This window comes from Proteobacteria bacterium CG1_02_64_396 (assembly GCA_001872725.1).
Classification (GTDB): Bacteria; Pseudomonadota; MNWR01; order CG1-02-64-396; family CG1-02-64-396; genus CG1-02-64-396.
The window spans coordinates 13707-27333 of record MNWR01000017.1 but is presented as its reverse complement, the minus strand read 5'-3'; the positions used below and the strand labels follow the sequence as shown (position 1 = coordinate 27333).

Annotated in this window: 9 protein-coding genes; 5 read left to right on the top strand and 4 right to left on the bottom strand. The window is 66.8% G+C overall.

All coding sequences use genetic code 11. The annotated features are described in order from the left end of the window. The first annotated feature begins 36 nt into the window (after nt 1–36). From AUJ55_02055 to AUJ55_02040, 4 genes are all read left to right on the top strand, one after another. On the top strand, nt 37–1353 hold the full coding sequence (locus AUJ55_02055) for a hypothetical protein (GenBank protein ID OIO60511.1): 1317 nt from the start codon (nt 37–39) through the stop codon (nt 1351–1353). A 19-nt stretch (nt 1354–1372) separates the two neighbouring features. Continuing rightward, the gene (locus AUJ55_02050; protein ID OIO60510.1) at nt 1373–1792 is read left to right on the top strand and encodes a hypothetical protein; all 420 of its coding nucleotides are present in this window, start codon (nt 1373–1375) and stop codon (nt 1790–1792) included. 68 nt (nt 1793–1860) lie between these two features. Continuing rightward, nucleotides 1861–4128, top strand: a complete 2268-nt coding sequence (locus AUJ55_02045; GenBank protein OIO60509.1) for a hypothetical protein — start codon at nt 1861–1863, stop codon at nt 4126–4128. Between the two features lie 120 nt (nt 4129–4248). Beyond that, a complete protein-coding gene (locus AUJ55_02040) occupies nt 4249–6306 on the top strand; it encodes a short-chain dehydrogenase (protein OIO60508.1) in 2058 nt (685 codons plus the stop codon). 252 nt (nt 6307–6558) lie between these two features. Here the strand turns inward: AUJ55_02040 and AUJ55_02035 are convergent, their stop codons facing one another. After that, the gene (locus AUJ55_02035; protein ID OIO60507.1) at nt 6559–9108 is read right to left on the bottom strand and encodes an ATPase; all 2550 of its coding nucleotides are present in this window, start codon (nt 9106–9108) and stop codon (nt 6559–6561) included. A gap of 66 nt (nt 9109–9174) precedes the next feature. After that, nucleotides 9175–10215, bottom strand: coding sequence for a hypothetical protein (locus AUJ55_02030; GenBank protein OIO60506.1), 1041 nt, complete (start codon nt 10213–10215; stop codon nt 9175–9177). 332 nt (nt 10216–10547) lie between these two features. Here AUJ55_02030 and AUJ55_02025 point away from each other — a divergent pair, with 332 nt between their 5' ends. Then, nucleotides 10548–11612, top strand: a complete 1065-nt coding sequence (locus tag AUJ55_02025) for an alkene reductase (GenBank protein ID OIO60505.1) — start codon at nt 10548–10550, stop codon at nt 11610–11612. 123 nt (nt 11613–11735) lie between these two features. On the opposite strand, the gene AUJ55_02020 is transcribed toward AUJ55_02025, so the two are convergent. Next, nucleotides 11736–11969 carry a transporter gene (locus AUJ55_02020; GenBank protein OIO60504.1) on the bottom strand — a complete coding sequence of 78 codons (234 nt, stop codon included), beginning with the start codon at nt 11967–11969 and terminating at the stop codon, nt 11736–11738. A gap of 332 nt (nt 11970–12301) precedes the next feature. Continuing rightward, entirely contained in the window at nt 12302–13624 is a 1323-nt protein-coding gene (locus AUJ55_02015; protein ID OIO60503.1) for a hypothetical protein, read from the bottom strand. Nucleotides 13625–13627: the final 3 nt, after the last annotated feature.

The window sequence follows — 13627 nt, the reverse complement described above, 5'->3', positions numbered from 1 at the left end:
ATTGATCTTTGCCCACTCACCCCCCCCAGAGATCCCATGACCACCATCGCCATCCCCCATCTGTACCGTGTCGAAGGGCACGGCGGCATTCGGGTCGAGGTCGGCCCCGACGGCGCCACCCAAGTCCAAAGCGACATCTTCGAGGGCTCCCGGTTTTTCGAGGTGCTGTTGGTTGGTCAACCGGTCGAGGCGGTGCCGGGAATCGTTAGCCGGGTCTGTTCGATATGCTCGGCGGCCCACACCCTGACCTCGGTTGCCGCCCTGGAGGATGCCCTGGGGATCGAGGTCGACACCGAGGTGCAGGCGCTGCGCGATCTGCTCAATGTGGGGGAAACCATCGAATCCCACGCCCTGCACCTGTTCGCCCTGGCCGCCCCCGACGCGGTGGGGGCGACCGGGATTTTGGCGATGGCCCAAACCCACCATGACGCGGTGGTCAAGGGGCTGAACATCAAGCGGGTCGGCAATTTGATTCAGGAGCGGATCGGAGGGCGGGCGATCCATCCGATGAACATCACCGTGGGGGGGGCGGGGCTGTTCCCTGACCGGGAGGTGCTCACCGCGCTGACCTCCGAAGTGGCCCAGGCCCGAGAGGATGCCGATGCCCTGCTGGGGCTGGTCGAAACCCTGATCGAGGCGACCCCCCAACCCGGCCCTAAACTTTGGGTCGCCCTAGAGCCTGAAGGGGCGGGCTACGGCTTGCGGGGCAAGCGGTTGCTCGCCACCGGATTCGAGCCGGTCGGGCTGGCCGATTTTCGCAGCCGGGTGCACGAACATGTGGTGGGCCACTCCACCGCCAAACAGTCGCTCTACGCCAAACAGCCCTTCATGGTGGGGGCGGCGGCCCGCTGTTTTCACAGCGGCGCACGGCTCGATGGGGCGGCCGGGGCGCTGTGGCGCCGTTGGCAGCCGATGTGGGAGCAGGCCGGATCGGGGGCCAACCACGCTGGGCAGTACATCGAGTTGGTTTGGGCGTTGGAGCGGGCGCTGACCTTGATCGAACAGATCGCCCTGCACGCCGGGCGCCGTCCCGACCCGGTTCTGAGAACGCGCCCGTCGGGGCAAGGGGTTGCCGCCCTTGAAGTCCCCCGTGGCACCCTCTTTCACGCCTATACGGTTGAAAACGGGGTGGTGACCGATTGCGACATCGTCACCCCCACCGCCCAAAATCTGGCCTCGCTGGAGCAAGATATTGAGCGTTTGACCGGACGTTGGTGGGGGGGGGCTGGGGCAGGGGGAACCGGGGATCAGGCGCCGCTGCGCCGTGAACTTGAGATGCTCGCCCGCGCCTACGACCCCTGTATTTCGTGTGCAACCCACCTGATCGACCTGCGCGTGCGCCATGAGGGGTGAGTCCCCCTGCTTTGGTCTTGTGGGGCTGGGCAACGATCTGACCGAACACGACGCGGTGGGGATCGAACTGGCGCGGTTGGCGCGAAGCCGTCGCCCCGACCTTTGGGTGCGGCTGGCCTGGAGCGACCTCACCCGGCTTTTGGCCGAACCGGTGGTTCCCAAGCGGTTGTGGATCGTCGACGCGCTGCTCGACCCTACCCGCCCCGCCGGGCGGATCCACCCCCTGCCCGCCGCCGCACTGCACCGCTTCGGGGGGCGGTTGGGCGATTCGGCCCATGGGCTGGACCCCTTAACCGCCTGGGGGCTGGTGCGGCTTGCCGACCCCCGTTTTGCCCAAGTTAAGGCGAGATTTTGGGGGGTGAGCGCCGGACGATTGGCCGAGGTGGCGCCTTGGGCGGTGGAGCGCTGGATTTCAAGGCTTCCTCCGGGGTACGGTTAACCGCAGAACCTGAATTTCTCCGGACTATTCGGCTGGATTCGAATCTTCGATCAAAGGTAGATCGCCCCATGGCCCCTCCCACACACCCGCTGACCAGTTTTCTCTCCGATGCCCCCGATGCCTGCCACGATTCGACCCAAATAGCCGAATTGCTGGCCGGGCAAAACCGCCTGCTCGCCGCCCTGGCCCAGGGGCAAACGGTTGAGAAAACCTTGTGGGAATTGTGTGCGCTGATCGACGAGCACATCGAGGGGGGGATGTCCTCGGTGCTGCTGGCCGACCGGGAGGGCAAAACCCTGGGGCGTGGCCTGGCCCCCAAGCTGCCCGCCGATTACGCCGCCGCCCTCAACGGCTTGGTGGTGGGCGAATGCGCCGGATCCTGCGGCACCGCCGCCTTTCGGGGCGAGGCGGTGATTGTCACCGACATCGCCACCGATCCCCTCTGGGCCCCTTTCCGCGATCTGGCGCTGGACTACAACATCCGCGCCTGTTGGTCGGTCCCCTTCATGTCGAGTCAGCGTAGGCTGCTCGGCACCTTCGCCGTCTCCCACGACCGCCCCCGCACCCCCACCCCCTTCGAACGCCAGGTGATGGTGACCGCAGCCGCCCTGGCGGCGGTGGCGGTGGAACATGCCCAGAATCGGCGCGAATTGCTGGAGGCCCGAGAGTGGTCCGAGGTCACGCTGCAATCGATTGTCGAGGGGGTGATTACCACCCATGGCGACGGCACGATTCGGCAAATGAACCGGGAGGCCGAACGGCTGACCGGCTGGACGCTGGCCGAGGCGCAAGGGCGCCCCTTCGGCGAGGTGGTGCGGTTGAGCTGGGACGAGGAGGGGGACGATGTCGCCCATATTCTGGATCAGCCCCTGAGTGGAGGGCAGCCGATTGCCCTGTCGGAGGGCTGGCTGATCGGCGACCGTTACGGCAACTACAACACCGTCGAGGGGACCGTCGCCCCCATCCGCAGCGACGACGGGGCGGTGTTGGGGATGGTGATGGTCCTTCAAGATGTGGGGGAGGCCCGTCGTATGGCCGACCGCCTCTCTTACCAAGAGAGCCACGATGCCCTGACCGGTTTGCTCAATCGCCGCAGTTTTTCCAACCTGATCGACGAGGCCTTAAGTCAGGCCATCGAATCCGCCATCCCCGCCGGGGTCGCCTACCTCGATCTGGATCAGTTCAAGGTTATCAACGACACCTGCGGCCATGTGGCGGGGGATGAGCTGCTGCGCGAGCTCGGGCAGCATTTGGAAGGGGCGATGGAGCGGCGGGGGATGCTGGCCCGCTTGGGGGGGGACGAGTTTGGGGTGCTCTTTCCGGGCGCCGACCTTGAAGAGTCGCTGCGTCGGGGGGAGCGGTTGCTGGGGCGGATCGCCGACTTTCAATTTATTTGGGGCAATCGCACCTTCCAGATTGGATGCAGCATGGGGATTGCCGATCTCGATGCGGCCTGCTCCGGCGCCGAGGAGGTGATGCGCCGGGTCGATATCGCCTGTTTCTTGGCCAAGGACAGCGGTCGCAATCGCATCCACCTCTACCGCGACTCCGATGCCGAGGTGATGCGCCGCTTTGAAGAACTCGACCGGGCCGCCTCGCTGCATCAGGCGCTGCGCGAGGGGCGATTCCTACTCTATGGGCAGCCGATCTTTTCGCTGGAGGAGGGCAAGACCGGTCGGTTTTCGCGCATCGAGGTGCTGGTGCGGATGCTCGACACCGCCGGGCACCTGCTGCTCCCCGCCGCCTTCATTCCTGCCGCCGAGCGCTACCACGTCATGTCGGCCATCGACCGCTGGGTTATCCGCAACGCCTTGTTGTGGCTGGCCAAAATCCCCGAAAGCGACCTGAAGTCGTGCTCGATCAACCTGTCGGGCAACGCCCTGGACGATCCGGGGTTGCTCGAAGAGATCCGCAGCGCCTTGTTTGAGAGCGGGGTTGCGCCTCGGCGAGTGTGTTTCGAAATCACCGAAACCCAGGCGGTGGCCAACCTCAAGCAAACCCGGCAGTTGATCGCCGAAATCAAGCGGCTGGGTTGCAAGTTCGCCCTGGACGATTTCGGCGCCGGAATGGCCTCGTTCGCCTACCTCAAAAACCTGCCGGTCGATTTTTTGAAGATCGACGGCTCGTTTGTGCAGGGGATTCTGACCGACCCGGTCGACCGCACCATGGTCGACGCCGCCTGCCGCATCGCCCGCGCGATGGGGATTTTGACCATTGCCGAGTTTGTCGAGGAGCAGGGGGTGTTCGAGGATCTGCACGACCTGGGGGTCGACGCCGCCCAAGGGTTCTTTTTGGGGCGGCCCCAGCCGTTGGCGACGTTGTTTCCTGTGGCGTAGTTTGAAGGGGGGCGGTAAGCCCCCCTGTTGTTGTGCCGTTCGACCTCCCCGAAGTGCCCGGTTGCCCCTATCCTTGCCCCCCGCTTTTGCTTGCCCCTTTCGACCCCAAGGTGACCCGACGTGACGACTTGGTCCGAAGACGACGCCCAGGCCCTGGTGGCCCAGTATGGCGCCCAAGATATTCCCGCCGATCTGGCGCTGCGCACCTACTCTGCCCGGCTTTTGGGGCGCGATCCGAGCTGGGTGCTGCACGGTGGCGGCAACACCTCGGTCAAGGGGGTGGCGCACGACCTGACCGGGGATGAGGTCGAGGTGCTCTACGTCAAAGGGTCGGGCTGGGATCTGGCCACCATCGAACCCCAAGGGCATCCGGCGGTGCGGCTGAATCCGCTGCGCAAACTTCGGGCGCTCGGGGGCTTAAGCGACGAGGCGATGGTCAACCAGCAGCGGATCAACCTGCTCGACGCCACCGCCCCCAATCCCTCGGTTGAAACCCTGCTCCACGCCTTTTTGCCCCACCGCTTCATCGACCACACCCACGCCGACGCCATCCTCGCCCTGGTCGATCAACCCAACGGCGAAGCGCTCATCCGCGATTTGTTCGGGGATCGCTTTGGAATCGTCGACTACATCATGCCCGGTTTTGCGCTCGCCAAACGGGCTGCCGAGGTTTTCGATGCCAACCCCGAGGTTGAGGGGTTGATCCTGCTCAAACACGGCATTTTCACCTTCGGCGATAGCGCCCGGCAGAGCTTTGAGCGGATGGCGACCGCCATCGGTCGGGCCGAGGTCTACCTTGAGGTGCGTAAACCGGCGGCAACCAACGGGGTGCCCCATGCCGCCCCCGAGCGGATCCACCGCCTGCTCCCCATCCTGCGCGGCGCCCTGTCGCTTCCGGGCGACGAGGAGGGCAGTTATCGCCGCTGGGCTTTGGCGCTCGACGACAGCGAAGCGACGCTGGCTTTCATCCATCGCCCCGATCTCAAACAGATCGGCCAGCGCGGCCCCATCACCCCCGACCACGTCATCCGCACCAAGCCGTTGCCGCTGATCCTCGACGATTTGCCCTGGGCCTTCGATAACGGGATCGAAAGCCGGGTGGAGGAGACGGTCGCCGCCTATGGGGCCGAGTACCGCGCCCGCTTCGAGCGCTGCGCCGCCGCTCGTGGGGTGGAGCGGACCATGCTGGATGTGATTCCAAGGGTGATTTTGATTCCCGAGGTCGGGATGGTGACGGTGGGGGCGACCCCAAAGGATGCCGCCATCGCCGCCGACCTTTACCGCCACACCATCGAGGTCATCACCGCTGCCGAGTCGGTCGGGCGCTATGAACCGTTGGGGGAGCTCGATCTGTTCGACATGGAGTACTGGTCGCTGGAACAGGCCAAGCTGGGCAAAAATCCGCCCAAGCCTTTGGCGGGTCAGGTGGTGTTGGTGACCGGAGCGGGGAGCGGCATCGGCGCCGAGACGGCGAGGGTTTTCGAGGCGCAGGGGGCGGTGGTGGCGCTGTGGGACATCGACCCCGAGGGGCTGGAGCGCACCCGGCTTTCGCTCAGGTCGCCCGGCGTCGCCTGGGTCGAACGGGTTGACGTCACTGAACGGGGCGCGGTCGAGGGGGAGGTGGAGCAGATTGTGCGCCGCTATGGCGGCATCGACGGGGTGATTTCAAATGCAGGAAAAGCCTGGAGCGCTCCGCTGGCCGAGGCGAGCGAGGCGCTGATCCGCCAATCGCTGGAGCTCAACTGGCTCTCCCACCAATGGGTCGCCGCCGCCGCCACCCGGGTGATGAAGGGGCAGGGGACGGGGGGCTTTTTGCTCTTCAACGCCAGCAAGTCCTCCTTCACCCCCGGCCCCGACTTCGGCCCCTACTCGGTTCCCAAGGGGGCGGTGGTGACCTTGATGAAGCAGTACGCGGTCGACTACGCCGCCGATGGCATTCGCACCGGGGCGGTCAACGCCGACCGGGTGCGCACTCAGCTCTTCGGCGGCGGGGTGCTGGAGGAGCGCTTGAAGGCGCGGGGTTTAAGCGAGGATCAGTACTTCCGGGGCAACATGCTCAGCCGCGAGGTGACGGCGGGGGATGTGGCCGAGGCCTTCCTCTATTTGGCCACCGCCCTCAAAACCACTGGGGCGACGATTCCGGTCGATGGTGGGAATATCGGGGCCAGTCCGAGGTAAACTTCCACCTCAGCCGAGCATGGGACCATTGGGTCTACGTCAAATATCACAAAGGAAACGCTGATTAAAGGCCTCCTGCCTTTTTCAGCGACGCTACGCAAAAACCAAAAGTAGGCGCCATGAGGCGGCGATGGTTTTTGCTTCGTTTGCAACATCGGCAGAGCTTCGGCGACGGGTCGCCTCCTACGACGGTGCACCATTTTGGCGGCCCATCCGTGGGCCGCCCGGAAGCGCTAATCAATCGGCGCTTCCTTAAACGAAGTGGGTGCGACGCAGTGGTTTGTAGAGTTCGAACCAGAGCAGGGAGCCGCCTCCCGCAGCCACAGACAACATCAGCTCGGGGAGGGTCAGGGGGGCCAGGTGGAACAGGGCGGTGACCGGGGGGATGAAAAGCACCACTCCCAGCGCCGTCAGGGTTCCCCCCACCACCCACCACAGGGCGGGGTTGGGCCGACGCAGCGCCGTCCAGAAGCTCCCCGACCAGGAGCGGTTGGTGAGGATCAGCCCCAGGTTGCCCGCCACCAGGGCGGTGAAGGCCAGCGTTCTCGCCTCGTCCTCGGGGCGGCCCTGGAGCCAGCCCCAGGCGAAGAGTCCCAGCGCCACCGCCAACACCCCCAACCCCTGCAACAGGGCGATGAGGACCATGCGCCGGTCGAAGAGGGGGGCGTTGGGATCGCGGGGGGGGCGTCGCATCAAGGCGCGGCTGCCCGGCTCCGCCTCGAAGGCGATCGAGCAGGCCGGGTCGATGATCAGCTCCAAAAACAGGATGTGGACCGGAGCCAGCAGCAGCGGCCAACCCAGCGCCACCGGCAGCAACGACAGCCCGACGATGGGGACGTGGACCGCCAGGATGAAGGCCATCGCCTTGCGCAGGTTGGCGTGGATCCGCCGTCCGAGCGCCACCGCCCGGACGATGGATGCAAAGTCGTCGTCGAGCAGCACCAGCCCGGCGCTTTCGCGGGCCACATCGCTCCCCCGTCCTCCCATCGCCACCCCGATGTGGGCCGCCTTCAGGGCCGGGGCGTCGTTGACCCCGTCCCCCGTCATGGCGACCACCTCCCCCGCCCCCTGGAGCGCCCGGACGATGCGCAGTTTATGTTCGGGGACGGCCCGGGCGACGATGCCGACCGTCGACATTCGGGCCTGCAACTGGGCCGCGTCGAGGGTTTCGATCTCGGGGCCGGTGAGGATCTTCGCCTCATGGGGAAGTCCCGCCCCCTGGGCGATTGCCTTGGCGGTGGCGGGGTAGTCGCCGGTGATCATCACCACCCGCACCCCCGCCTCTAAACAGGCGGCGACCGCTGCGGGCACCGAGTCGCGCAGCGGGTCAGCCAGGGCGATCAATCCCAAGAATTCAAAATCGAAGGCGTGTTGATGCTCCGGTAGGTCGCACCCCGCGATGGCGGCGCGCGCCACCCCCAGCACCCGCAGGCCCTCGCGGGCCAGGGTTTCGACCCGTGCGTCGAGGGCGCTGCGCGCCTCGGCCGACAGGTGGCACAGGTCGGCGACCGCCTCGGGGGCCCCCTTGGCCGCCACGGTCAACGCCCCCCCCTGTGCCCGCCACACCCGCGAGAGCGCCAGCAATTCGGGGGTCAGTGGGTACTCCTGCACCATCTCCCAGCTGTGGTGCAGGTGCTCGCTGGCGGCCAGCCATTCTTCCCCTTGGCTGCGGATCGCCCGCTCCATCGGGTCGAAGGGGTCGCGCAGGCTGGCGAGGACGGCGAACTCGACCAGCGGGTGGAAGCGCTCGGGCAGGCCGTCGCCCGTCGGGTCGCAGCGCTCCCCCTCGACCTCTAGAGCGGCGAGCCGCATCCGGTTTTCGGTCAGGGTGCCGGTTTTGTCGACGCACAGCACCGTGGCGGCCCCCAGGGTTTCGACCGCCGGCATCCGCCGGGTCAGCACCCGGCTTTTCGAAATCCGCCACGCCCCCAGGGCGAGAAAGACGGTGAGGACCACCGGGAACTCCTCGGGGAGGATCGCCATCGCCAGGGTCAGCCCCGCCAGCAGCCCCTGGAGCAGATCGCCCCGGACCCAGCCGTAGCCCAGGGTCAGGGCCAGGCAGAGCAGCGCCCCGGCGCTGGCGAGCAGCCGCACCACCCGTCCAATCTCTTTTTGCAGCGGGGTCGGCTCCTCGCTCAGGGTTTGCAACTGCACCCCGATCTTCCCCATGGCGGTCTCAAGGCCGGTGGCGGCGACTTCGGCGATCCCCAGCCCCTGCACCACCAGCCCCCCCGAATAGACGAAGGGCAGGTCGTCCCCCCCCGGCGCTTGTGGGGGCGGGTCGTCCCGGGTCGCCTGTTTGCGCACCGGCACCGATTCGCCGGTGAGCAGCGATTCGTCGACGCTCAGATTCAGCCCCCAGCGCATCACCCCGTCGGCGGGGATGCGATCCCCCTCGGCCAGCACCACCCAATCGCCGGGGACCACCTCCCGCCCCGGAATACGCAGCGCCTCCCCGTCCCGAATGACCAGGGCGCGGGGGGAGGCCAGATCGCGCAGCGCCGCCAGCGCCCGTTCGGTTTTGCGTTCTTGGATCAGGGTGATGGCGACCACGACGACGACGAAGCCGAGCAGCATCGCCGCCTCGCCGGGATCGCCCAGGGCCAGATAAAGCAGGCCGCAGGCAACCAGCAGCACAAACATCGGTTCGCGCACCACCGCCAGGGCGATGATCAGAGTGGCGCGGGGCTTGGCGGAGGGGAGTTCATTGGGACCGTGTCGCGTCAGCCGGGCGGCCGCCTCGGCCCGGCTCAGGCCGGGGGTCTGCTGGGGGTCGAAACCGGGGAAGGAGAGGGTGGGCATGTCAGGCGGGGTTGGGGGGAGGGTTGGCAAGCACAACAGCCGAATCCATCCGATTGAAGCAGGCGCTCACCCCTGCGGCTCCGATTTCTGCGCCGCCACCCCCGCCCCCAATGCAATCGCCAACCAGCGGGTCGATTCCCCGGCATCCAGGGCGATCTTGACCACCATGGTCAGCGGCACCGAGAGCAGCATCCCCACCGGTCCCAGCACCCAGCCCCAGAAGACCAACGACAAAAACACCACCAGGGTCGAAAGCCCCAGCCCCTGACCCATCACCTTGGGTTCGACCACGTTGCCGATCACGGTGTTGATCGCCAGGTATCCGGCCGTCGCCCCCAGGGCGGTGCTGGGGCCGAGTTGCAGGTAGGCGATGAGGATGGCGGGGACGGCGGCGAGGATCGAGCCGATGTTGGGGACGAAATTGAGCAGGAAAGCCAGCACCCCCCAGAGCACCGCGTAGTCGACCCCGAGCAGCGCCAGAAATCCGGTGACCAGCACCCCGGTCGCCAGGCTGGTGGCGGTCTTGAGCGCCACGTAATGCTGCACCTGGGCGGCGATGGTTTCGAAGCGGTCGAGCGACCCCTGGGCATCCGACATGCCGGCCCGTAGCTTGGCGGGAAGATGGGCCGCCTCCAGCAGCAAGAAGATGACGGTGAGCAAAATCAAAAAGGCGTTGGTGAGCACGCCGCCCAATCCCGAGAGCATCGAGGTCGCCAGCTTCATCGCCGCCCCCGGATCGAGCAGCTCCAACATCCGCGCCTTGGAGACCTCGATCCCCATCCCCGCCGCCCAGTCGATCAGCCCTCCGGTATCGTGGCGCAGTCGCTCCTGGTAGGTCGGCAGGTCGCGGATTAGGTTGTCGAGGGAGCTGCCCGCCAGCGCCGTCACCAATCCCCCCGCCAGCAGGATCCCCAGGATCACCAGCGATAGCGCCGATCCGGTCCCCAGCCCCTTGCGCTCCAGGGCAAAGAGGGCGGGGGCGGCGACGATGGCCAGCGCCAGGGCGAGCAAAAAGGGGATGAGCAGCGGAGCGGCCGCCTTCATCCCGGCGATGACGATCACCAGGGCGGCGGCGGCGAACAGGGGGGAGCGGCGGTGCGATTCCATACGTGCCTCCTTAGGCAGATTCCTCGGGAGCGATTAGGGAAATGCTGATTCAAGGCCTCCTGCCTATGAATCGGCACGCTTCGCCAAAACCAAAAGTAGGCGCCTTGAGGCGGCGTCGTTTTGGCTGCGCTTTCAAAATCGGTCGCTTACGTTCCTGATTTTGGCGGCCCATCCCTGGGCCGCTCGGAAGCGCTATTAAATCAGCGCTTCCTTAGGCTAACGGCTGGGCGAGGCGGGGGGTAGGGGGTGCCGACGCTTGCCCGGTTGTCTATGCTCGTCCCCCAGTTTTTGCCCGTTTCGGGCCGCCACCGTTTGCCCACAAGGAGTCGTCCATGTCCAACACCCTCTTCACTCCGATTCAACTGGGGGCCATCGAGCTAAAAAACCGCGTCGTCATGGCCCCCATGACCCGCTGCCGCGCCCTCGGCAACACCCCCAACGCCATGATTGCCGAGCACTACCGGCGCCGCGCCGATGCCGGGTTGATCGTCACCGAGGGGGCCTCGCCGTCGCCCAACGGTCTGGGCTACGCCCGAGTGCCGGGGATCTATTCCCCCGAGCAAGTGGAGGGGTGGCGGCAGGTGGCCGAGGCGGTGCACGGCGCGGGGGGGCGGATGTTTGTGCAGTTGATGCACTCGGGTCGGGTCGGCCATGCGACCAACCTGCCCGAGGGGGCCAAGCTGGTTGCCCCCTCGGCGCTTCCGGCGCCGGGCGAGATGTGGACCGACGGCGCCGGGATGCAGCCCAACGCCACCCCCGAGGCGATGAGTGAGGCGCAAATACTGGCTACCGTCGAGGAGTACGCCCACGCCGCCCGCTGCGCCGTCGAGGCGGGGCTGGATGGGGTCGAGCTGCACGGCGCCAACGGCTATTTGATCGACCAGTTTCTCAACACCGCCTCGAACCGGCGCGACGACCGCTGGGGCGGTAGCATCGAAAACCGCATCCGCTTTGCGGTGGCGGTCGCCAAGGGCTGCGTCGCCGCCATCGGCGCCGACAAGGTCGGGATGCGGATCTCCCCCTTCGGGGTTTTCAACGGCATGACCCCCGACCCCGAGATGGTGGCGATGTACGAGGCGTTGGTCGCCGAGCTGAGCGCGTTGGGGTTGGTCTACATCCACGTGGTCGATCACAGCTCGATGGGGGCGCCGCCGCTTGATCCGGCCGTCACGGCGATGATTCGGGACCGTTTCAAAGGCCGTTACATCCTTTCGGGGGGGTACGACGCCGTGCGGGCCAACGCCGACCTCGACGCGGGCAAAGGGGATCTGGTCGCCTTTGGCCGCCCCTTCATCGCCAACGCCGACTTGGTCGTCAAGCTGCAAAGCGGGGCTGAGTTGGCCCAGGCCGATCCGAGCACCTTCTATGCACCGGGGAAGGAGGGGTATTTGGACTGAAAGCGTGCGGGATGTGGGGTGGAGGGTTGGAGGGCCACGCTGTGTCGTGGCCCTTCTTTTTTGGGGGCGAGGGAGGTGGGGATGGGATGCGGCGCGTCTCCTCAGAACACCGCCATGCACCTTCTACCGTTTGCCGTGCCCCAACATGGCGATGTAAAGCCCCTCGACCTTGGTGCGGGCCCACGGGGTTTTGCGCAAAAACTTCAGGCTCGACTGCACCGAGGGGTTGTCGTTGAAGCAGCGAATGTCGATCCGCCGCCCCAGCCCCTCCCAGCCGTAATACACGACCAGGGCGACGACAATCTGCTCCAGGGTGACGCCGTGCAGCGGGTTGTTGGGTTGGGGGTTGTCGTTCATGCGCTGGGCCTTGGGTTGGGGGGCGGGGCGGCGATGGTAGCAGGGTCGGAGGCTTTTGGAGGGCCACGCTCCGTCGTGGCCGCCTTTTGGTCGGGGAAGAACGGCGCAGACGACGGAGCAAGCCGCCCGAAGGGGGCATACGGCCCCCAAAGCCCACCCGAAACCACCAGTCTTCCCGGTAGGGTGGCCCCCTCACCCCGACCCTCTCCCCCTGAGGGGGCGAGGGGGGGCCTCGATCCGGTGGCGCGAATATCCCCTCTCCCCAGGCCTGGGGAGGGGGTTAGGGTGAAGGGTGGTTGGGCGGAGGAGGGCGGTTGGATTTGGGCCGAGGGTCACCCCTGCGCCAACCCCACCATCGCCCGTAGCAACACATTCGCCCCCACCGCAATCTGCCGGTCCGAGGCCAATTCCGCTGGGTTGTGGCTGATCCCATCCCGGCAAGGGATGAAGAGCATCCCGACCGGGATGGGCGAACCATCCGAGCGCCGCACCCCCGCCACCACCGCCGCGTCGTGCCACGCCCCGCTGGAAAGTTTTTGGCAGTTTGCCCCTGACCCCCTGCAAGCGGCCTCCAAAATCGACTGCACCGACCGGTCGAGCGTTTCGATTCCCGGCAAACGGCTGAAGGTCTCGATCTCGACCGCGACCCCGAATCGTTCGGCCACCTGACGGATCACCCCGAAGGCGGCCTGGGCGAAATCCTCGGCCAACGCGCCTGAGCAACTGCGCACCTCATGCGAGAAATACCCCGCACCGCTCACCTTGGCGATGGCGTTGTCGCCGACCTCGGCCATCAGGGCGCTCTGGTCGGGATGGCTGTTGACCACCCCGACGGTTTGCACCAGATCGACCGCCCCCTGGCGCTGCAGCAATTCGTCGAGCGCCACCTGCATGTGGGCGATGGCCAGATTCACATCGTTGCGGTACGCCGTCCCCATCGGGGTCGCCCCAGAGTGGTCGAAGCGCCCCCGCACCCGCACCCAAGAGCGCACAGAACCGCGAATCCCGGTGACGATCCCCAGGTCGATCCCGGCTTGTTCGAGCACCCGCCCCTGCTCAATGTGCAGCTCGACATAGGCGGCGATCCCGTCCCGTTCGGCTGCGTCGATAGCGGGATGCCCCGCTGCCACCCAGTCGGGATGCCCCTCCTCCCGCGCCATCGCCTCGCGCAGGGTTTGCCCTTGGTAGGTCGCATCCAAGGTTTCGGGCGGGAGCAAACCGAAGGCGGCGCGGCTGCCCAGCGACACCGCCCCGAAGGTGGCGGACTCCTCCCCCCGCCACACCCGCAGCCGCAGCCCTCGGTCCAAGCGCAATCCGGCCCGCCGGACGGCGAGCAACATCGCCAATCCCGCCACCACCCCCGCCGCCCCGTCGTAATTCCCACCCCCCGGCACGGTGTCGAGGTGGGAGCCGGTCTCGACCCATCCCTCTTGTTCGGCAGTGCCCGGCAGCTCGACGATCAGATTACCCACCCCGTCCCACCGCGTCGCCAGCCCCCCCTCTTGCGCCAACCGCTCGACCGCCCGCATGGCGGCGCTCTCCTCGGGGGAATAACCGGGACGGCGGTACCCCCTGCCCGCGCCCAGGAATCCGATGGGGTCGAGGGGGGTATAGAGGGTGCGGATGGTCTGAGCGGTGATGGTGGATTCGGACATGGC

Excerpts from the sequence above, each read along its gene's own strand:
- AUJ55_02055 (OIO60511.1), top strand. The coding sequence starts at position 37 with ATGACCACCATCGCCATCCCCCATCTGTACCGTGTCGAAGGGCACGGC.
- AUJ55_02020 (OIO60504.1), bottom strand. The coding sequence starts at position 11,969 with ATGAACGACAACCCCCAACCCAACAACCCGCTGCACGGCGTCACCCTG.
- AUJ55_02035 (OIO60507.1), bottom strand. The coding sequence starts at position 9,108 with ATGCCCACCCTCTCCTTCCCCGGTTTCGACCCCCAGCAGACCCCCGGC.
- AUJ55_02015 (OIO60503.1), bottom strand. The coding sequence starts at position 13,624 with ATGTCCGAATCCACCATCACCGCTCAGACCATCCGCACCCTCTATACC.
- AUJ55_02025 (OIO60505.1), top strand. The coding sequence starts at position 10,548 with ATGTCCAACACCCTCTTCACTCCGATTCAACTGGGGGCCATCGAGCTA.
- AUJ55_02045 (OIO60509.1), top strand. The coding sequence starts at position 1,861 with ATGGCCCCTCCCACACACCCGCTGACCAGTTTTCTCTCCGATGCCCCC.
- AUJ55_02030 (OIO60506.1), bottom strand. The coding sequence starts at position 10,215 with ATGGAATCGCACCGCCGCTCCCCCCTGTTCGCCGCCGCCGCCCTGGTG.